Genomic DNA, 19,648 nt, shown 5'->3' on the forward strand with positions numbered 1-19,648 from the left:
TCTTTCTCGGCGGTGACGGTTCGCGCCGACACGGGTGTTCCGGACAGACCCGAGCCGCGCCGTGTGGGGACGGCGCGGCTCGGGTCGTACACATCTGCTTCAGGAGGGCTGAGTGACCTTCGGAGCGTCGGCCTGCTTCGGCGGCGCGGCCTTCGGCTTCGGCTTGGCCCTGGGCTTCGCCTTGTCGCCGGTGAAGGCCTCGTACTCCGCGAGGACCTCCTCGGTCGGCCCGTCCATGCGCAGCACACCGCGCTCCAGCCACAGCACCCGCTCGCAGGTGTCGCGGATGGACTTGTTGTTGTGGCTGACCAGGAACACCGTGCCCGCGTGCTGGCGCAGCTCGCGGATGCGCTCCTCGGACCGCATGCGGAAGGACGCGTCACCGGTGGCCAGGGCCTCGTCGATGAGCAGGACGTCGTGGTCCTTGGCGGCGGCGATGGAGAACCGCAGCCGGGCTCCCATGCCGGAGGAGTAGGTGCGCATCGGGAGGGTGATGAAGTCGCCCTTCTCGTTGATGCCGGAGAAGTCGACGATGTCCTGGTAGCGCTCCTTGATCTCCTCGCGGGACATGCCCATGGCGAGGCCGCCGAGGTAGACGTTCTTCTCGCCGGTCAGGTCGCCCATCAGGGCCGCGTTGACGCCGAGGAGGGAGGGCTGGCCGTCGGTGTAGATGGCGCCGTTCTCCACGGGCAGCAGGCCGGCGACCGCCTTGAGGAGGGTGGACTTGCCGGAGCCGTTGGTGCCGATCAGGCCGATGGCCTCGCCCTTGTAGGCGACGAAGGACACGTTCTTGACGGCGTGCACCTTGCGGACGCCCGCCGCCTGCTCGGCGTGCTTGCGGCGCAGCATGCGGTTGAGGGCGGCGGTGGCGGAGCCGCGGCCGGCGCCGGTGCCGTTGACCCGGTAGACGATGTCGACGCGGTCGGCGACGACGGTGGGGATGGGGGTGTCGCTCACGCTGCGGGTGTCGCGCACGATGGGGGTGTCGCTCACATTCTCAGCCACGGCCGTACGTCTCCTCAGCCTTCCAGAAGTAGATGAAGCCGCCGACGCCCATGACCAGGGCCCAGCCGGTCGCGACGATCCACACGTGCGGCGGCAGCTGGCTGGAGTGGAAGCTGTCGATCAACGCGTAGCGCATCAGGTCGATGTAGACCGCGGCCGGATTGTCCTTGAGTACCGGGTTCACCCAGCTCGGCAGACCGTGGTGGTTCTTGGTCAGCTTGTCGATGTTCCACATGACGCCCGAGATGTACATCCAGGTGCGCAGCACGAACGGCATCAGCTGGGAGATGTCCGGAGTCTTGGCGCCCCAGCGGGCCATGATCAGCGACATGCCGGTGTTGAAGGTGAACTGGAGGATCAGCACCGGGATCGCCAGCAGCCAGGAGGCGGCCACCGGAACGCCGAAGCAGAGCAGGATGACGACCAGGGCGGCCATCGAGAACAGCAGCTGCTGGAGCTGCTGGAGGCAGAAGGAGATGGGCAGCGCGGCGCGGGGGAAGTGCAGGGCGCGGACGAGGCCGAGGTTGCCGGCGATCGCGCGGGTGCCGGTCATGATCGAGCTCGACGTGAACGTCCAGATGAACACGCCCGTGACCAGGAACGGGATGTAGTCCGGGACGCCCCTCTTGGTGCCCAGCAGGATGCCGAAGATGAAGTAGTACACCGCGGCGTTCAGCAGCGGGGTCATGACCTGCCAGACCTGGCCGAGCTTCGCCTGGGCGTACTGGGCGGTGAGCTTGGCGGTGGCGAACGCGGTGATGAAGTGCCGTCGCGCCCACAGCTGGCGCACGTACTGCGGCAGAGTGGGACGGGCGCCGCTGACCGAGAGTCCGTGCCGGGCGGCGAGTGCCGCGAGGTCGTCCTCGGCCGTGACCGGGGTCGGGGGCGGTGTGTGGAGAACCTGGGTCACATCCGCTGCTTTCACTCGGGGGGTGGGGGTGCGGCGTCCGGCTGGGCACCGGCCCGTCATCCGGCGTTTCTTTACGCTTCTCTTCACGTTTTCTTACGTCGGGACGGGACCGTATCGTCGCAACGGGGAGCGTAGGCGGAGTTGGCGTCGGAACGCAACCGTTTCGTCGTCACGGACTGGTGTGCGCCGTAACACTTCCGAGGTCGGGACGCGACCGATTCGTTGCCGGGGGACGAGCCGCGCTCGTGTTCGGTACGGCGGTGAGCTGGGACTCGTTCAGCGCGGCTGCGTTGCGACGATCGGGTGGTGGGCCTCGTCGGGACGCAACCGTTTCGTCGTTACGCCCCTATGCTGGGGGACATGACGACGAACGCCGAGGAGTCCCAGACGCGTCCGCGCCGACGAGCCCCCGCAGGGGCGGCCGTCCTCCGCGAGGACGTGACCGAGGCCATCCGGGCCGCCGTCTTCGAGGAACTCGCGGCGGTCGGGTACGCCCGTATGTCCATCGAGGGCATCGCGCGCCGCGCGGGCGTCGGCAAGACCGCCGTCTACCGCCGCTGGCGCTCCAAGCTGCACCTCGTCCTCGACGTCGTCTCGGCCCTGGCGGTGCTGGGCCTGCCGGTGCCCGACACCGGCTCCCTGGAGGGCGACCTGCGGCTCCTGTACGAGGTCACCTCCCGTGCGCTGCGCCACCCGGTCGCCTCGCAGATCATCCCGGACCTCCAGGCCGAGGCGGCCCGCAACCCGGAGATCGCCGAGGCCATGCAGAAGACGCTGCGCGAGGGCCAGGACGGCGTCGCCAGCAAGATCATCGAGGCGGCCCAGCGACGCGGTGAACTCGCCGCGAGCCTCGACGACGACCTGGCCATGGACCTGATCTCCGGCCCGCTGTACTGGCGTTCGGTGGTGATCCGTACCCCGAAGCTGCCGAAGGGGTATCTGGCGGCGCTGGCCCGTGGCACCGCGGAGGCGCTCAAGGCGCTGTGAACCACTCCGCCGGGGGATGTCACAGGCGGGGCCGCCGTCTCGTCGTAGAGGGCGCAGGCATCCTCGACCAAGGAGTGGACGATGAACCTCGCCCTGTGGATCGCCGCCGGACTGCTCGCCGCGGTGGCCCTGACCGGTGGGATCAGCAAGACGTTCGTACCCCGGGAGAAGCTGGCCACGGCCCACGGCGGAGGCTGGACCGGTGAGGCGGGCACCGGCTTCGTCAAGACGCTCGGAGTGCTGGAGCTCCTGGCCGCGGCGGGTCTGGTGCTGCCCGCGGTCGTGGGTGTCGCACCGGTTCTGGTGCCCGTGACGGCCGCCGCCTGGGTCCTGCTGATGGCCGGTGCGATGATCACCCACGGCCGGCGCGGCGAGACCGCGTTCGTGGCGCTGAACCTGGTCTACCTCGTGCTCGCGCTGGTCGTCGCGGTGGGCCGGTTCGGCCCCGCGTCGTTCTGAGCGGCCGGTTCATGGGTGTCGCAGGGGAAGTCGGGGGAGAAGGGGGAAATGGGGGAGTGGGCATGAACAGGACCGAGGAGTTCCAGGAGCTGCGACCGCTGCTGTTCTCGATCGCGTACCGGATCCTGGGCAGCGTCAGCGAGGCGGAGGACGCGGTCCAGGAGGGCTGGCTGCGGTTCGAGGGCTCGCCGACGGAGGTCAGGTCGCCGAAGGCGTTCCTGTCGGCCGCGGTCACCCGGATCTCGATCGACGTACTGCGCTCGGCCCGCGTCCGGCGCGAGGAGTACGTCGGCCCGTGGTTCCCCGAACCGCTGCTCGCCGACCCCTACGAGGATCCGGCGCGGTCGGCGGAGCTGGCCGACTCGGTGTCGATGGCGGCCCTGCTGCTCCTGGAGCGGCTCAGTCCGCTGGAGCGGGCCGTCTTCGTGCTGCGCGAGGTGTTCGACTTCGGCTTCCCCGAGGTCGCGTCGGCGGTGGGCCGCTCCGAGGCCGCGTGCCGTCAGCTCGCCGTACGGGCCCGGCGCCACATGGCCGAGGGCCGCCCCCGTTTCGAGGCGGACCGCAGGGATCGCGACGAACTGGCGGCACGCTTCTTCGAGGCCCTCCACGAAGGCGACCTGGCCGGCCTCCAGGACCTGCTCGCCGCCGACGTGTCCCTGGTCGGCGACGGCGGCGGCAAGGCCCCGCAGCTGGCCCGGACGATCGCCGGCGCCCAGAACGTGGCCCGCCTGCTCGCGGCCGTCTTCCCGGTGCTGGACCGGGTCGAGGTGAGCTGCGAGCAGCACGAGGTGAACGGCCAGCCGGGCGCGATCTTCCACGACCGCGACGGCAGGATCCTCCAGACCTTCTCCCTGGACATCCTCGACGGCCGGATCCAGACGATCCGCCTGGTCCTCAACCCCGACAAACTCGCCCACATGGGCCCGGTGGCCGACGCCTGGGCCATCTCGGAGCAACTCAAACGAGCCCGCCACCCCGGGGACTGACCATCCCGCACCGCCCCCGGCCGCCGGGTGCGGGGGCTGGTGAAGCGGCGGGGCGGTGGGGCCGTGGGTCAGGTTCGGGCTGCTTCTGGGTGGTGGCGGAGCCAGCCTTGCCAGGCTGAGGTGATCATGTCCTGGACGTCGTGTTTGGCCTTCCAGCCCAGTTCTGTGGCGATGCGGTCGGCGGAGGCGACCACGCGGGCCGGGTCGCCGGGGCGGCGCGGGGTGACGGCCGGGGGGCGGTCGTAGCCGGTGACCGCGTTGATGCGGTCGATCATCTCGCGGACCGAGACGCCCTCCCCGCGCCCGATGTTGAGGGTCAGTTCGCGGCCCGGCTCGGCCTGGAGGGCGCGGGCCGCCGCCACATGGGCCTCGGCCAGGTCCACCACGTGGATGTAGTCGCGGACGCAGGTGCCGTCGGGCGTCGGGTAGTCGTCGCCGAAGACGCGCGGCGGCGCGTCCTCCGTGAGCTTCTCGAAGACCATCGGGACGAGGTTGAAGACGCCCACGTCGGCGAGTTCGGGGCGGGCCGCGCCGGCCACGTTGAAGTAGCGGAGCGAGGCTGTGGAGAGACCTGTGGCCCGGCCCGTCGCGCGGACCAGCCACTCACCCGCGAGCTTCGTCTCGCCGTACGGCGACATCGGCACGCACGGCGTCTCCTCCGTCACCAGCTCGACGTCCGGCATGCCGTAGACCGCCGCCGAGGAGGAGAACACGAAGGACGGGACCCCCGCCTCCGTCACCGCCTGGAGCAGGACACGCAGACCTTCGATGTTCTCCCGGTAGTAGTGCAGGGGGCGCTCCACCGACTCGCCCACCTGCTTCTTCGCCGCCAGGTGGACGACCCCGGTCACCTCGTGCTCGGCCAGGGCGCGCGCCATCTTCTCGCCGTCCAGCGTGGAGCCCACCACCAGCGGGACATCCTCCGGCACGCGCTCGGCGACGCCGGTGGACAGGTCGTCGTACACCACCGTCCGCTCGCCCGCCTCGGTCATCGCGCGTACGACATGCGCCCCGATGTAACCGGCGCCGCCGGTGATGAGCCAGGTCATGTATGCCCGTCCCCTCCGTCATTTGGCCCGTGGTGTTCGTCAGCCGCGGTCACTCTTCAGTGAAGCAGGTGCCGCTGACGTCAGCGGACGGCCGAGGTGACGTCCCGCGCTCACGGAGGGGGGCGCGACGGCCTGCGGGCGGCGCGTGGCGCGCCACAGGCGGGTGAGGGAGAGGACGGCTGCGGTGGCCAGCAGGCCGTTGCGGGCGAGCATCAGCAGACAGCCGGACCAAGTGCCGTGCACGACCTCGGCGTAGAACGTGGGATAGGCGACGGCACTGAGCGCGGTCGCCGTCACGACCAGCGCGGCGACCGGGCGCTGGGTGGTGTGCCGGCTGGTCAGGCAGACGGCGGTCAGGCCGAGCAGCCAGATCAGGTACTGGGGACTGATCACCCGGCTGGTGACGGTGAAGAGGAGCACCGCGCTCAGCGCCGCGTCGTACGGGGTGGCCTCGGTCCAGCGCCGGGCCCGCACCCGCCACAGCAGCAGGAGCGCGAAGGCGACGGCGGTGAGCGCGAGGGAGGCGGTCGCGACCGCGTGCACATGCGGGCCGACCAGCTCCATCGCGCCGTACTGGTAGCGGGTCGTGCCCCGCCAGCCGGCGTGCCGGGCGAGGCTGAGCGCGGTGCCGCCGAGGGACTCGACCTGCACACCTCGGCCGCCCTGCTGACGGAGGAAGGTGAGCGGGTTGCGGAAGAAGAGCAGGAACGCGGTGAGGGTCGCGGCCCCGGTCATGGCCGCCCAGGTCCACGCCGTGCGCGTCGTGCGCCCGCGCTCGACGCCCAGCAGCACCAGCGCGGGCCACACCTTCACCAGCGCGCCCAGCGCCGCGAGCGCCCCGCACGCGCGCGTGGTGCGCTCCAGCACCAGCAGGGAGAGCACGGCGAAGGCGGTGACCGCCACGTCGTAGCGGGCGAGCGGGAGGTGCAGCAGGAGGGGGAGGGCGCCGGTCCACAGGGCGGCCCCCAGCAGCGTGCGCCCGGGGCGCGTGCCCGCGCGCATGAGCGCCGCCGTGATCAGCGCGTCGGTCGCCAGGGTGAGCGCCACGAACGCCTGGAAGTAGCTCAGCCCGGGCACCAGCCCCGGCGCGAGCAACACCGCGCCGGCGCCCGGCGGGTACTGCCACAACGTGTCGTGCGCCGGGAACGCGCCGTGCGACAGGACGCCGTACCAGTGGAAGTAGAGCCGCCACACTTCGCGCGCGACCGCTCCGTGTCCCAGGAGTCGCTCGTTGTTGTGGGCGAGGAGCCACAGCATCAGCGCGCGTGTGCCGAGCCAGACACCGGCGAGGCAGAGGGGGCGCGCGAGGCGCGGCGAGCGCGGGGGGCGTGCGGTACGCGCGGGGCGCCGCAGGCGCGGGAGTCGAACAGGCGGGGCGAACGGGGCGGGTGGGAGCGGGAAGAAAGAGCGGCGATTCATCAACCGCGAGCGTAAGCCGCGCGGATGGTGTATCCATGCCGATACGCCGTCAATACCCGGCAAAGGTTGGCTAATCGCAAAAGATCGGGACGTGGTGAGTATCGGGCCTCTCGTAAAAGCGCATCCGCGGACAACGCGAAGGACAGCAACCGGCCGGCCGACTCCGTCGAGTCGGCCGAAGCCGTTGGGGGGACCGCCCGACGGTCCGCCGGGCCGCGCGCGCCGTGCCGTCGTCGTGGCCGTCCCGGCCGCGGTGATGCTCGCGGTCGGCCTCTGGGGGCTGCACCGCGGCGGGATGTGGCGTGACGAGGCCGTCACCTACCAGGTCGCCCGGCGCACGGTGCCGCAGATCTGGCGGCTGCTGCACGGTGTGGACGCGGTGCACGGCCTGTACTACCTGCTGATGCACGTCGTCCTCGCCGTCGCACCCGGCCGGCCGGGCGAGGTCGACCTCCGGCTGCCCTCGGTGTGCGCGGCGGCCGTCACCGCGGGCCTGGTGGCCGCCCTCGGCACCCGCCTGGCCCGGCCGCGCGTCGGTCTGTGGGCCGGACTGATGTACGCGGTCACCCCGCTGGTCGGGCACTACGCGCAGGAGGGCCGCTCCTACGCCCTGGTCGCCGCGGGCGCGACCGGCGCGACCCTCCTGTTCGTACGGGCGGCGACCGAAAGGGAGGCCGGGGGAGAGAGCGAAGCGGTGGCCGGAGGAGAGGCCGAAGCGGTGGCCGGAGGAGAGACCGAAGCGGAGGCCGAAGCGGTGGCCGGAGGGCGGTGGCAGGCCTGGTGGTGGTACGGCGCGGTCCTCGGAGTCACCTGCTGGCTGCACGAGTTCGCGGTCCTGCTGCTGCTCGCGCACGCGGGAACTCTGGCGCTGGCCCGATCGTCGGGAAGGGTGTGGCGGGGGTGGGGCTGCGCGGCCGCGGGTGTGGCGGTGTCCCTTACTCCGATGGCCGTTGTCTCGCACGCGCAGTCGGCCCAGCTGGCGTGGTTGTGGGAGCCGGACCTGGAGACCGCGCAGGTGCTGCTGCGCCAGTACCTCGGACCGACCGACGGGGTGTACTGGACGTGCCTCGCGCTCGGTCTGCTGGGGCTGACCCGGCTGGTGGGCCGGCGCGGTGAGGTGACCCTCGCTGCGGTGGCGTTGCCGCTCGCGGTGCTGCCACCGGTGGCGTTGATGCTGGCGTCGCAGCTCACGCCGCTGTACGTCGACCGGTATGTGCTGTACGCGCTCGCCGGGGCGCCCCTGCTGGTGGCGCTCGGCGCGGACCGGGTCGCCGGGGCGCTCGGTCGGCTCTGGTCGCACGCCACGGCGACCACGCCGAGGTCGCCCGCGCTCACCCTGGCGGGGGTCCTGGCGCTCGTGCTCGCCTTCAGCCACCAGGTGCCGCTGCTGCGGCACGACCGTGTGCCGACCACCCGGCCCGACGACCTCGGCGCGGTCGCGGCGGCGGCGGCGCGGGTGTTGCGGCCCGGCGATCCCGTGCTGTACCTGCCGGCCCACGCGCGGGGGACGGAGCTGGCCTACCCCGACGACTTCAAGGGCGCGCGGGACGTCGCACTGGCCGAACCGGCTTCGGCGTCCGCGACGTTGTACGGGCGCGAGGTGGGGGCGGGGACGCTGCGGCGGCGGCTGGCCGGAGTGGACGAGGTGTGGGCGGTGATGGAGAAGTACGCGCTGGTGAGCGGCTACCGGCCGCGGCTCGCCACGGAGCGCGCCAAACTCGCCGTGCTGAACCAGCAGTTCGTGCTGCGGGAGGAGATGGTGATCGACCGGATGGCGCTGCGGCTGTATGTGCGGCCGATTCGGGGCGGGCTGGGCTGACGGGAGGCTCAGCGCGCCCCGTCCTCCGAAGCCGCCGTGTCCAACGCCCCCGTCAGCTGGTCCAGGCGTGCCTTCAGATCCCTTATCTCGTCCACGTCGAAGCCGGTCGCGGACATGATCCTGCGCGGTACCTCGAACGCCCGCTCCCGCAGCTCCGCGCCCTGCTCCGTCAGCCGTACCTCCACCGAGCGTTCGTCGCGGGCGCTGCGCTCCCGGTGGACCAGACCCGCCGCCTCCAGGCGCTTGAGCAGGGGCGACAGCGTGCCGGAGTCCAGGCGCAGGTGTTCGCCGAGCTTCTTGACCGGCAGGTCGCCCTGTTCCCACAGCACCAGCATCACCAGGTACTGCGGGTAGGTGAGCCCGAGGTCCTTGAGGATCACGCGGTAGACGCTGTTGAAGGCGCGGGACGCGGCGTGCAGGGAGAAGCAGATCTGGCGGTCCAGGCGGAGCCACTCTGTCTCGGGGGCGGGGGTCGGGGTCGTCGCGGTCATGGCTCCATCGTACCTCTTGTGAGTCATTTAGTTGTGTGCAATTGAATTGTGTGCTCTACTTGTCGTCGTGAGGGCGGCAGGAACGGAGCCGCCGGAACACAGAAACTTCGAGAGGGATGGTCTTCCATGGACGCGCTCTACACCGCAGCCGCCACCGCCACCGGCCGGGAGGGACGGGCGGTCAGCTCGGACGGGCAGCTGGACCTCGCGCTGGCGTTCCCGCCGGCTCTCGGCGGCAACGGACAGGGCACCAACCCCGAGCAGCTCTTCGCCGCCGGTTACGCCGCCTGTTTCGCCAGCGCGCTCGGCGCCATCGGCCGTCAGGCCAAGGTGGACACCGGCGAGATCTCCGTCACCGCCGAGGTCGGCATCGGCAAGGACGAGTCCGACGGCGGCTTCGCGCTCAAGGTCACGCTGCGCGTCGAGCTCCCCGAGGAGCTCTCCAACGAGACCGGCGAGAAGCTCGTCCACCAGGCCCACGAGTACTGCCCCTACTCCAAGGCCACCCGGGGCAACATCCCGGTCGAGCTCATCGTCGAGTAGTCACCCGCGTAGTCACCCGAGCAGTCGGCCGAGCGGCCACCGGTACGTCCTTCGTCCGGGTGAGCCGTGCGAGCACCTCCCCGGTCCGCCAGCTCCAGTCCACGACCACCGCATCCCCGGGCAGCCGCTCGCGCCGCGTCAGCAGCAGCCAGCGCACCCGGGGGCGGTGGTCGGGGGCGTCGGCCAGCTCGATGCCGTATCCGGGGAGCAGGCGTACGGCGTAGTAGGCGTGCGTGACCACCGGTTCCCCGGGGCCGATGTGCCGGGCCGCCCAGTCGTACGACGGCCAGCGCGGCGGCTGGACGAAGCCGACCGGGTCCAGTGACCGCGGCACGACCGCTCCGGCCTGCGCCGTCAGGAAGCCCAGGCAGACCCCGCCGGCCACGGCCCAGCCGAGCGCCCGCCGCCGGACCGGCCAGGGCCGCTCGGCCGCCAGCTCCACCGCGAGCGCGCACTGCGGCGCCAGGAGGGCGGGGCCGAGCAGCTCGCCGAAACCGTGGCGGACGCCGTACCCGGCCAACAGGGCCCCCACGGCGAACAGCAGTACGAGCGGATCACGCCAACCTACGGACCGTCCCGCGTCCTGCCTTGCAGCCGATCCCGCGGCCCCTTCCGGGGCCGATCCTGCGGCCCCTTCCGGGGCCGATGCCGCGTCCCGCGTTCGCAGCCACAGCGCAGGCACGCCGAGCAGCGCCAGCCAGCACTGCCCGACCACCCCGCCGTAGGCCCCGTACGCCCCGTCCAGCCCGTGCGCCTGCGGCAGCACGCGTGCGTGGGTGCCGCAGGCGATCACCCCGGCCGCCACCGCGCCCATCAGCCCCCACCGCCCCCACACCGCGCCCTGCCACCCCCGCTGCCACCCCGCCACGAACGCCACCGCCCCGGCCGCCGTCGCCACGCCGAGCAGCGGGTCGACCAGCGCCACCACCCCGTACAGCACCCCGAGCGCCGCGTATCCGGAGAGGCTGCGCAGGCCGCTCGGGCCGACATAGCGCACCCGGCGCAGATCGCGGGCCCGGGCGCCGGTCAGGGCCCAGGCCCAGAGGGTGAGGCCGAGGGCGAACGTGGAGGGGTAGCCGAGGCTGCCGGTCAGGGGCAGCAGGGCCAGCGAGCCGCCGCCCCACCCCGGCCGGGTGCCCCACAGCACGGACACGAAGGCCAGCGCCAGCACCGGCGCCCAGGGGCGCGGGGTGAGGACGCGGACCAGCCGGCCGAGCCCGGTCAGCAGCACCAGTAGGTTCAGCGGGCCGCACACCCGCAGCAACTGCCACCCGCTGAGCCCGGTCAGCCGCGCCAGCGCGTCCTGCGCGAGCACGTACGGGGAGGCGGCGGTGCCCGCCGGGCCCGCCCGCAGCAGCCGCTCCACCGCCGCCGCGTGCTGTCCGGCCTCGCAGCACGGCGGTACCCGCCAGTACGCCAGGGTCATCACCAGCCAGAACAGCAGGCCGAAGACCTGGTACGGGGTGAGTCTCCGGACACGGCCGCCGCGCAGGGCGGTGGAGCCGCGCGCGGCGCGCCGCACCAGGGCGCCGGTGCTCACCGGAGAGAACGGACAGGGCGGACCATTTGCCGAGTGTTCCCGCCCGCCCCGCCGGCATCCCGGCCGCTCTGCCGCCCGTCACCTCATCGAGTGAGCTTCCGGCAGGCCCACATCGCGTACGTCATCGAGTGAGCCTGCGGCAGGCCCGCACCGCGTACGTCATCGAGTGAGCCCTCGGGAGGCCCCCGCCGCTCACTTCGGCGAGTGAGCCTTCGGCAGGCCCGCACCGTTCACCTCGTGGAGTGGCCCCTGCAGGGGAACCGGAATCACCCGGTGCGCCAGCCGTTCGAGGAGCAGTGGCATGCCCACCACCGGCAGCAGCCAGGCCAGCACGATCAGCCGGTCGCCCCCGATGGTGATGTCCGGATGCCCGGCCTGAGTCAGGATCCCGGTGCCCGCGGCCGCCAGCAGGAAGGCCCCGAAGGCCGGCCGCCGCCGCGCTCCCCATGCCCCGGCCGCCAGCGCCGCCGGGAACAGTGGGGCCGGCAGCTGCCGGCGCAGCCACTCCACCCAGAAGTCCCACTCCAGATGGAGGAACTCCGGCCAGGGCCGCACCCGGTCCGGATGGCTGTAGTGGTCGGTCAGCAGGTCCTGCATGCTCTCCGCCTCGGAGGGATAGTGCAGCAGCCGGGCCAGCAGCAGGGTGCCGGCGACCGCCACGCAGCCCGCCGCCGCGATCGCCGCCACTCCGTGCCCGGCCGCCCGGCCGTGCCGCCGCCGCCCGAGGGCGACCGCCGCTCCCGCCCCGGCCAGGCACATCCCGAGGAACAGCGCCTGTGCGTGCTTCACGGCGAACAGTGCCGACAGCGCGCCCGCCACCAGCGCCGTTCCCGCCCGGGGCCGCCCGGTGAGGGCCAGCGCGCAGCCCCACACCGCCGTCAGGGTCAGCGCCAGCATCAGGCCCTCGGTCATCGGCCGCATCGCGGTCGTGCCCACCGGCAGGACGTAGTACAGGGCCTGCCCGGTCAGCGCGAGCGGTACCGGTACCGACAGCGTCCGCAGGACCAGGAAGGCCAGCACCCCGCCCGCGACCGTGACCAGTACACCCGCCAGCCACACCCCCCAGGTCACCCCGAACACGGTGACGAACGGCAGCAGGAACACCGGATAGCCGGGCCGCACCTCGAAGATCGCCCGCAGCCGGGGGCCCACGAAGGGCACGATGTGGCCGTCCGTCTGTCCGGCCGCCAACCGGGTCTCCACACGCCGCAGTTCGTCCTCCCGGCACTCGGCGAAGACCCGCCCCGCCGGGCTCGGCGCATGGAAGTGCACGACGTTCACGCTCTGCGCGCGGGCCGCCTCGGAGGCCTGGCCGGCGCACGCCCAGTCGACCGTCCGGGCCGCCGCCGCCCGTTGGTCCGCCCCGCCCAGGGCCAGCGCGTAGGACACGTAGTTCTTGGAGTCGGGGGTGTCCCGGCCGGTGACGTCGGCGAGTTGCAGCACCGCGAACACGGCGGCCAGGACCAGCACCCAGGTGCGCGGTCTCACGTCGACGCCAGCAGATCGTGATCCGGGGCCGGTTCCGGCACCCGCACGTCGGCGGCCGGCATCGACTCGCCGAGCAGCAGCGTCCGTACGACCCGTTCGGCGGCCCTGCCGTCGTCGAACTCGCAGAAACGGGAACGGAAGTCGGCCCGCAGCCGTGCCGACTCCTCGTCCCGCCAGCCGCCCGAGGCGAACAGCCACGTCAACTCCCGGTAGGAGTGCGAGACATGTCCCGGGGCCTCGGCGGTGATGTCGAGATAGGCGCCCCGGCTCGCGGTGTACGCGGCCCAGTCGTCGGCGTGCACGACGATCGGCCGGTCCAGGTTGGCGTAGTCGAACATGACGGAGGAGTAGTCGGTGACCAGCGCGTCCGACGCCAGCAGCACCTGCTCCCCGTGCGGCTCGCCGGTCGCGTCGACCACGATCCCGCGCCGGTGCAGCTCGGCCAGGCCCATCCCGCGCGCCGGACCGGTCGCCAGCGCCGGATGCAGCCGGACCACCAGGGTGTGGCCGGCGCCGAGGTCGGCGGCGAACCGGGCCAGGTCGATCCGCTCGACATGACCGCCTCGGACGTAGTCCCGGCGGGTGGGGGCGTAGAGCACGACCGTGTGGTCGGCGGGAATGCCGTACCGGGCCCGGAAGTCCGTGGGACCACCCTGGACCAGGACGTCGTTGCGCGGGCTGCCCGTCCGGGCCGACGTGAAGTGGCAGGGGTAGGCCCGCTCCCACACCAGCTCGGAGTGGCGGTTGGCGACCAGACTGTGGTCCCAGCGGTCGGCGCGGCGCAGCATCTGCGGCACGTCGAGACCGAGCCGGGCGCCGGGCTTGCCCAGCAGGTCGGCGCCCAGGTACTTCAGCGGGGTGCCCCGATGGGTGTGGATGTGCACGCTGCCGGGCCGCTTGACCAGCGCGCCGGGCCAGTTGACGTCGTTCACGAGGAACTTCGCGCGGGCGGTGAGCCGCCGGTACTCCGGGGAGTCCAGCAGTACGTGCTCCACGTCCGCGGGCAGCTCCGCCGCCACCTCCGCGTCCTTCACCACCCAGACACCCCGCAGTCCCGGCGCGATCTCCCGGGCCTTGCGGTAGACGGCCGCCGGGTCGCCCCGCAGGCCCTGGTGCGAGGACGCCGAGTAGAGGACCAGCCGCTCGTCCAGCGCACGGTGGCCGCCCAGCGCGGTCAGTGCGCGCCGGGCCCGGGCGCCCGCCGCCCGCCGCACCCGCAGCACCTGCCGTCCGCTCTCCCGGCCGGCCCGCCCGGCCTGCTGCCGCAGCAGGTACGACGCGTACGAGCCGCCCAGCACCCCGAGGTCGGCACCCTCCGGCCGGTACGCCCGGTACAGCTCCGCCGTGCGCCGGAAGAACTCGCCCTTGGCGGCGGGCGGCAGCCGGTCCGGCTTGGCGAGGATGTCCAGGCAGTGCTCGCCCATCTTCCGGTGCAGATACGGCCGCCAACCCGCCAGCTCCGGGCGCGAGTCGACGAACTCGAACACCCTCCGGTACTGGTCGTGGACGTCGAAGTGCTTGCGGCTGGTGGTGGAGAGGATGTTGCCCTGGCGGCGCTGGCGGTAGTTCAGGCAGATCCGGTCGAGGGTGGCGATCCGGCCGGCGCCGAGCAGGACCGGGAAGGTCCAGGGGGTGTCCTCGTAGTAGCCCGGCGGGAACCGGAAGTCGTTCTCCGTGACGAACTCACGCCGGTAGGCCTTGTTCCACACCACCATCAACAGGTCGAGGATCTCCGGGTGTTCGGCCGCGGTGAAGACGCCGTCGGTCGAACTCAGCACCTCGGCGAGGGCGTTGCGCCGGGTCCCGCCCCACCAGTAGGTGCGGGCGTAGTCGAAGACGAGGACGTCCGGGTCGCCGGTCTCCGTCAGCCGGTCGGCGATCGCGTGCAGCGCGCCCGGGGTGAGGGTGTCGTCGCTGTCGAGGAAGAGCAGGAAGTCGCCGGTGGCGTGGGGGAGTCCGGCGTTGCGGGCCAGGCCGAGGCCGACGTTCTCGGGCAGGTGCAGGGCCCGAACTCGCGGGTCGCGGGCCGCGTACTCGTCGAGGATCGCGCCGCAGCCGTCCGGGGAGCGGTCGTCGACGGCGATCACCTCGATGTCGTGGAAGGACTGTTCCAGGATCGAGTCGAGGCACTCGCGCAGAAAGCCCTGCACCTTGAAACAGGGCACGATCAGACTGAGTCGGGGCACGGTCAGCTCCTCACGAAGGCGGTGGTGGCCGGCGCGGGCAGGCGTTCCGCGAGGGGGATCAGCGGCGGGAGCGACTCCGGAGGCTGGCCGAGGAACACCCGGCGTACCACCCGTTCGGCGGCCAGACCGTCGTCGAACTGGCAGAAGCGGGCCCGGAACTCGGCCCGCAGCCGCTTGGACTCCGGACTCCGGTGGGAACCCTCGCGGAAGATCCGGGCCAGTTCCTCGGGGGTGCGCGCGACCGGGCCCGGCGGCTCGGCCATCAGGTCGAAGTAGACGCCCCGGGTCTCCCGGTAGACCTCCCAGTCGTCGGCGTAGACGACGATCGGCCGGTCCAGGTTGGCGTAGTCGAACATGATGGAGGAGTAGTCGGTGATCAGCGCGTCCGCCGCGAGACACACGTCCTCGGCGGAGCGGTGCGCGGTGACGTCGATGACCCGGCCGGTGCCTGCGAAGGCGCCCCGGTCGTAGAAGTAGTGGGCGCGCAGGAGGACGACGACGTTCTCGCCGGCGGCCTCGCAGAACGCCTCCAGGTCGAGGCCGGGCTCGAAGCCGGTGTGGTGGTCGCGGTGGGTGGGGGCGTACAGCACGGCCGTCCTGCCGTCCGGGACGCCCAGGCTGCGGCGGGCCCGGACCACGTCGTGGGCGGACGCCGTGTAGTAGACGTCGTTGCGCGGATAGCCGTACTCCAGCGCCTCGTACGAGCCGGGGAAGGCGCGCTCCCAGGTCTGGGTGGAGTGGCGGTTGGCGGAGAGGTTGAAGTCCCAGCGGTCGACGCGGCCGAGCAGCTTGGTGAAGCTGCCGGTCTGCGCGGCGACCACCGGGTACGTCGACTGGTCGACGCCCATCTTCTTCAGCGGGGTGCCGTGCTGTGTCTGGAGATGCACGCTGCCGGGCCGCTTGACGACGCCCTCCGCGAAGTTGGCGTTGTTGACGAGGTACTTGGCGCGGGCCAGCACCTGCCAGTAGCGGCGGCTGCCGATCACCGCGTACTCGACGTCCGGGGGCATGGTGTGTTCCTGGCCGGCCTCGACCAGGAACACCGAGCGCAGCCGCGGGGCGAGCTGGCGGGCCGTGGCGTGGATCGCGGCCGGGTTGCACGCGTAACCGCGTCCCCAGTAGGCGCAGTACACGGCGAGGCTCTCGTCCAGCGGGCGGCGCAGATCGAGGGCGTAGCGCAGCCGGGTGAGCGGCAGCCGTGGGCGGGGCAGCCGTGCGGCCGCCCGGACCACCGCCCGGTTGGCCCCGCGCAGCGCCCGGAACGCGGTGTACGCGCCCGCCGCGAGGAGCCGGTGCTGCACCCCGAGACTGCCGCCCGGCATCCTGAACCCGGCCGGCCGGTACGTGCGGTACAGCCACCCCGCCCGCCGGAAGAACGCCCGGTGCCCGGACGGCAGCCGCTGGGGGCGGGCGGCCGTCCTCAGCACGACCTCGAAGAGCTGCTCGAACAGCGGCCGCGCCCGCTCGCCCGGGAGCTCCGCCGCGAACGCCCCCGCCAGCACCAGCTCGACCTGGTCGAGGAGTTCGTGCTGATGCGCACCCGGCAGGTTCAGCCGACTGCCCTGCCGGCGCAGCCGGTGGCGTACGACCACCGAACGCAGCACCGCGACCAGGTCGGCGGCGACGGTGGTCCGGCCGCCCCAGCCGAGGTCCGTGAAGTGGCCGTCGGGGAAGCGGAGCCGACGGTCCGTGAGGAAGGCGCCGCGGTAGGCCGCGCTCCACGCCGGCAGTGTCACGCCGGTCAGCGCGGGTGCCTCGGCCGGGGCGAAGGCGCCCTGCGGGGTGCCCGCCGGCAGCGTCGCCGCCGGGTTGGCCGGCTCGCCCTCCCACCAGGGCGCCCGCTCGTGCTCGAAGTACAGCACGTCCACGTCACCGGTCTCGGAAAGCCGTGCCGCCAGCCGCGCCAGCGCCCCCGGGACCAGGACGTCGTCGCCGTCGAGGAACAGCAGGTACATGCCCTTCGCCGCCCGCATCCCGGTGTTGCGGGCCCCGCTCAGCCCGGCGGACGGCGGCGAGTGCACCGGGGCCACCCGGGAGTCCCGCTCGGCGTATCCGGCGGCGACCGCGGCGGCCGGGGCGTCGGGCGCGTCGCAGACCGGGATCAGCTCCAGGTCGCCGAAGGACTGGGCGAGGACCGAGTCCAGCGCCTGGGACAGCCGGCCGGCGACCCCGTGGGACGGGACGATGATGCTGAAGCGGGGCATGCTGCTCTTTCTCAGGTGTCCATGCGGCCCGGCCTCCCCGTGGGGCGCCAGGTGGACGGCCGGGACGGAGTGGGCCGCGAGGTGTTGGGGGGCATGAAGGAACTCCCTGGAAGGCAAACGGCGGTCAGCGGCTCTCGGTGACGGGCAGGTGGCCAGAAGGTTGCGGAACGGTGGCCAGGGGGGAGTGGGCGAGCCCCGAGGCCGCCGACGGAACAGGGTGTCGCTCGTCCAGGGGGATGAACTCCGGCAGTCCGGCCGTCTCACCGAGCACCACATGCCGTACGACCCGCTCGGCGGCGCGTCCGTCGTCGTACCGGCAGAACCGCTCGCGGAAGGCGGCGCGCAGCTGCGCGGAGCGGGAGCCGCGCCAGTGGCCGCTGGCGAAGATGTCGATCAGCTCGTCCTCGCTGCGGGCGACCGCGCCCGGCGGGGTGGAGCGCAGGTCGAAGTAGGTGCCGCGGGCCGCGTGGTAGGCGTCCCAGTCCTCGGTGTGCACGACGATCGGGCGGTCCAGGTTGGCGTAGTCGAACATGATCGACGAGTAGTCGGTGATCAGCGCGTCCGAGGCGAGGCAGAGCGACTCCACGCTCGGGTGGTCGCTGACGTCGATCACCCGCGCCCCGGCCGCGAGCGGGCCGCCGTGCCAGTAGTGGGCGCGGGCCAGGATCACGAAGCGCGGGCCGAGCCGGCGCACGATCCGGTCCAGGTCCAGCGCGGGGCGCTGGGTGCGCCGGTAGTCGCGGTGGGTGGGCGCGTACAGCAGCGCGACCGTGCCCTCGGGGACACCGAGCGACTCGCGGATCCGGGTCACGTCGGCCGAGGTGGCCTGCTGGAAGACGTCGTTGCGCGGATAGCCGTATTCGAGGGTGGTGTAGCCGCCGGGGTAGACGCGCTCCCAGGTCAGGGTGGTGTGGCGGTTGGCGGACAGGAGGTAGTCCCACTTGTCGACGCCCCGCAGGAGCTCCTCGAAGTCCATGTCGGCGCCGGCCGCCGGGTGTTCCTGGAGGTCGAGGCCCATGTGCTTGAGCGGGGTGCCGTGCTGGGTCTGCACGAACACCTGGCCGGGGCGCTTCTTCAGCCGCCGGTCGAAGTTGACGTTGTTCACCAGGTACTTGGAGCGGGCCAGTGCGGTCCAGTAGCCGAAGGTGCCCGGGCGCAGCCGGCGCGGGCCCGGCGGGACGGCGTGCTGGTGCTCGGGGTGGGCGATCCAGGCGGTGCGGATGTGCGGGGCGTGGCTGCGGAACGCCGCCTCCAGCGCGCCCGGGTTGCAGCTGTGGCCGCGGTTCCAGTAGGCGGCGAAGACCGCGCGGTCGGCGCGCAGCGGCAGCCGCAGCTGGACGCGGTAGTGCAGCTGGAGGAGGGCTGAGCGCAGGCCCCGGAGGGACTTGACGCCGGCCTTCACCGTGCGGCGGCCCGCGAACCGGGCCAGCTGGAGGGCACGGTAGGTGCGGTGCAGACCGTAGTGGACGAGGCCGTGGCGCAGCCGGGTGGGCCACGGGACCGGGGTGCCCTCGGCCCGGTGACGGCGGTAGTGGGCACGGGCCCTGCGCAGGAACTCGGCGCGGGTGCCGCGGGGCAGCCGCTCCCGCTTGGTGAACACCGTCGACAGGTGGTCGATCATCCGCCGGAACAGCACCGGCCGCCAGCGGGCCAGTTCGGGCCGCTCGTCGAGGAACGCGAAGACCCGGTCGTACTGGTCGAAGATGTCGAAGTGGCCGCGGCTGGCGGTGGAGAGGATGCTGCCCTGCCGTCGCTGCCGGTAGTGCACACAGACCCGGTCCAGGGTCGCGATCGACCCGGCGGTCATCAGGACCGGGTAGGTCCAGGGGGTGTCCTCGTAGTAGCCGGGCGGGAAGACGAAGTCGTGCTCCGCCACGAACTCCCGCCGGTACGCCTTGTTCCAGGCCACCATGAGGACGCGGAGGAGGCCCGGCCGGTCCTCCAGCCGGAAGGGCGCCGGGCCCTGCTCGGTCAGTTGCGGCGCGGCCTTGTTGCGTTCCGCCCGGCCCGTCCAGAAGGTCCGCGCGTAGTCGTAGACCAGCACGTCCGGTTCGCCGGTCTCCTTGATCCGGTCGGCGATCGCCCGCAGCGCGTCGGGGGTGAGCGTGTCGTCGCTGTCCAGGAAGAGCAGGTAGTCGCCGCACGCCTGCTCCATCCCGGCGTTGCGGGCACCGCCCAGGCCCTGGTTCTCCGGCAGGTGCACGGGCCGTACACGCGCGTCGCGGGCCGCGTACTCGTCGATGATCGCGCCGCAGGCGTCCGGTGAGCGGTCGTCGACGGCGATCAGTTCCAGATCGGGATACGACTGCGAGAGCACCGAGTCCAGGCACTCGGGCAGATACGCCTGGACCTTGTACGCGGGGACAATGACACTGAACCTGGGCAAGGGGCATCCATGGGTCGGTCGGCGCGGGCGTTCTGCCCGGGAACGGCCAATGGAGTGATTTGGTTACGGTTCCCTACGTCATGTGGGTTACGTTCCGTGCTGTGCTTTCCGGGGACACCCCCAGCCCCCGGCGAAGGACGAGCCGATGGCCGACTCGCCCTTCCTCGAAGCGTCTT

General features: G+C 72.5%; 15 protein-coding genes. 5 read left to right on the top strand and 10 right to left on the bottom strand.

The window, feature by feature from the left end; all coding sequences use genetic code 11:
• Positions 1 to 99 precede the first annotated feature (99 nt).
• Together ACWGJB_RS32655 and ACWGJB_RS32660 are read right to left on the bottom strand one after the other, a co-directional pair.
• Positions 100 to 993, bottom strand: coding sequence for an ABC transporter ATP-binding protein (locus tag ACWGJB_RS32655; RefSeq protein ID WP_453383795.1), 894 nt, complete (start codon positions 991 to 993; stop codon positions 100 to 102).
• Between the two features lie 4 nt (positions 994 to 997).
• Positions 998 to 1,915: an ABC transporter permease gene (locus ACWGJB_RS32660; protein WP_453383656.1), complete on the bottom strand. Its 918-nt coding sequence runs from the start codon at positions 1,913 to 1,915 to the stop codon at positions 998 to 1,000.
• Between the two features lie 360 nt (positions 1,916 to 2,275).
• Between ACWGJB_RS32660 and ACWGJB_RS32665 the strand changes: the two genes are divergently transcribed.
• The 3 genes from ACWGJB_RS32665 to ACWGJB_RS32675 all read left to right on the top strand — a co-directional run bounded on the left by ACWGJB_RS32665 (position 2,276) and on the right by ACWGJB_RS32675 (position 4,347).
• Positions 2,276 to 2,902, top strand: coding sequence for a TetR/AcrR family transcriptional regulator (locus tag ACWGJB_RS32665; protein WP_453383657.1), 627 nt, complete (start codon positions 2,276 to 2,278; stop codon positions 2,900 to 2,902).
• 81 nt (positions 2,903 to 2,983) lie between these two features.
• Positions 2,984 to 3,361, top strand: a complete 378-nt coding sequence (locus ACWGJB_RS32670; RefSeq protein WP_453383658.1) for a DoxX family protein — start codon at positions 2,984 to 2,986, stop codon at positions 3,359 to 3,361.
• Between the two features lie 62 nt (positions 3,362 to 3,423).
• On the top strand, positions 3,424 to 4,347 hold the full coding sequence (locus tag ACWGJB_RS32675) for an RNA polymerase sigma-70 factor (RefSeq protein WP_453383659.1): 924 nt from the start codon (positions 3,424 to 3,426) through the stop codon (positions 4,345 to 4,347).
• A gap of 68 nt (positions 4,348 to 4,415) precedes the next feature.
• Here the strand turns inward: ACWGJB_RS32675 and galE are convergent, their stop codons facing one another.
• Together galE and ACWGJB_RS32685 are read right to left on the bottom strand one after the other, a co-directional pair.
• Positions 4,416 to 5,396: a UDP-glucose 4-epimerase GalE gene (galE, locus tag ACWGJB_RS32680; RefSeq protein ID WP_453383660.1), complete on the bottom strand. Its 981-nt coding sequence runs from the start codon at positions 5,394 to 5,396 to the stop codon at positions 4,416 to 4,418.
• Between the two features lie 39 nt (positions 5,397 to 5,435).
• The gene (locus ACWGJB_RS32685) at positions 5,436 to 6,653 is read right to left on the bottom strand and encodes a glycosyltransferase 87 family protein (protein WP_453383661.1); all 1,218 of its coding nucleotides are present in this window, start codon (positions 6,651 to 6,653) and stop codon (positions 5,436 to 5,438) included.
• 397 nt (positions 6,654 to 7,050) lie between these two features.
• Here ACWGJB_RS32685 and ACWGJB_RS32690 point away from each other — a divergent pair, with 397 nt between their 5' ends.
• Positions 7,051 to 8,634 carry a glycosyltransferase family 39 protein gene (locus ACWGJB_RS32690; RefSeq protein WP_453383662.1) on the top strand — a complete coding sequence of 528 codons (1,584 nt, stop codon included), beginning with the start codon at positions 7,051 to 7,053 and terminating at the stop codon, positions 8,632 to 8,634.
• Positions 8,635 to 8,642: 8 nt separating this feature from the next.
• Here ACWGJB_RS32690 and ACWGJB_RS32695 read toward each other — a convergent pair whose 3' ends face one another.
• Entirely contained in the window at positions 8,643 to 9,125 is a 483-nt protein-coding gene (locus ACWGJB_RS32695; protein WP_453383663.1) for a MarR family winged helix-turn-helix transcriptional regulator, read from the bottom strand.
• A 126-nt stretch (positions 9,126 to 9,251) separates the two neighbouring features.
• On the opposite strand from ACWGJB_RS32695, the gene ACWGJB_RS32700 reads away from it, so the two are divergent.
• The gene (locus ACWGJB_RS32700; protein ID WP_351701464.1) at positions 9,252 to 9,668 is read left to right on the top strand and encodes an organic hydroperoxide resistance protein; all 417 of its coding nucleotides are present in this window, start codon (positions 9,252 to 9,254) and stop codon (positions 9,666 to 9,668) included.
• On the opposite strand, the gene ACWGJB_RS32705 is transcribed toward ACWGJB_RS32700, so the two are convergent.
• The 5 genes from ACWGJB_RS32705 to ACWGJB_RS32725 all read right to left on the bottom strand — a co-directional run bounded on the left by ACWGJB_RS32705 (position 9,655) and on the right by ACWGJB_RS32725 (position 19,472).
• Positions 9,655 to 11,208 (bottom strand): hypothetical protein, encoded by a 1,554-nt coding sequence (locus tag ACWGJB_RS32705; RefSeq protein ID WP_453383664.1) that lies wholly within the window; start codon positions 11,206 to 11,208, stop codon positions 9,655 to 9,657. The two genes, ACWGJB_RS32700 and ACWGJB_RS32705, sit on opposite strands and share 14 nt — an antisense overlap.
• Positions 11,209 to 11,400: 192 nt before the next feature.
• Complete coding sequence (locus ACWGJB_RS32710) at positions 11,401 to 12,696, bottom strand: hypothetical protein (RefSeq protein WP_453383665.1); 1,296 nt, start codon at positions 12,694 to 12,696, stop codon at positions 11,401 to 11,403.
• Entirely contained in the window at positions 12,693 to 14,882 is a 2,190-nt protein-coding gene (locus ACWGJB_RS32715) for a bifunctional glycosyltransferase/CDP-glycerol:glycerophosphate glycerophosphotransferase (RefSeq protein ID WP_453383666.1), read from the bottom strand. The genes ACWGJB_RS32710 and ACWGJB_RS32715 overlap by 4 nt, the downstream gene beginning before the upstream one ends.
• A gap of 2 nt (positions 14,883 to 14,884) precedes the next feature.
• Entirely contained in the window at positions 14,885 to 17,086 is a 2,202-nt protein-coding gene (locus tag ACWGJB_RS32720) for a bifunctional glycosyltransferase family 2 protein/CDP-glycerol:glycerophosphate glycerophosphotransferase (protein ID WP_453383667.1), read from the bottom strand.
• Between the two features lie 124 nt (positions 17,087 to 17,210).
• A complete protein-coding gene (locus tag ACWGJB_RS32725; RefSeq protein ID WP_453383668.1) occupies positions 17,211 to 19,472 on the bottom strand; it encodes a bifunctional glycosyltransferase/CDP-glycerol:glycerophosphate glycerophosphotransferase in 2,262 nt (753 codons plus the stop codon).
• Positions 19,473 to 19,648: the final 176 nt, after the last annotated feature.

The organism is Streptomyces sp. NPDC054813 (assembly GCF_053611365.1).

Bases quoted from the DNA above. Each gene is read 5' to 3' on its own strand.
- ACWGJB_RS32665 (WP_453383657.1), top strand. From the start codon at position 2,276: ATGACGACGAACGCCGAGGAGTCCCAGACGCGTCCGCGCCGACGAGCC.
- ACWGJB_RS32670 (WP_453383658.1), top strand. From the start codon at position 2,984: ATGAACCTCGCCCTGTGGATCGCCGCCGGACTGCTCGCCGCGGTGGCC.
- ACWGJB_RS32675 (WP_453383659.1), top strand. From the start codon at position 3,424: ATGAACAGGACCGAGGAGTTCCAGGAGCTGCGACCGCTGCTGTTCTCG.
- galE (WP_453383660.1), bottom strand. From the start codon at position 5,396: ATGACCTGGCTCATCACCGGCGGCGCCGGTTACATCGGGGCGCATGTC.
- ACWGJB_RS32685 (WP_453383661.1), bottom strand. From the start codon at position 6,653: ATGCTGTGGCTCCTCGCCCACAACAACGAGCGACTCCTGGGACACGGA.
- ACWGJB_RS32695 (WP_453383663.1), bottom strand. From the start codon at position 9,125: ATGACCGCGACGACCCCGACCCCCGCCCCCGAGACAGAGTGGCTCCGC.
- ACWGJB_RS32700 (WP_351701464.1), top strand. From the start codon at position 9,252: ATGGACGCGCTCTACACCGCAGCCGCCACCGCCACCGGCCGGGAGGGA.
- ACWGJB_RS32720 (WP_453383667.1), bottom strand. From the start codon at position 17,086: ATGCCCCGCTTCAGCATCATCGTCCCGTCCCACGGGGTCGCCGGCCGG.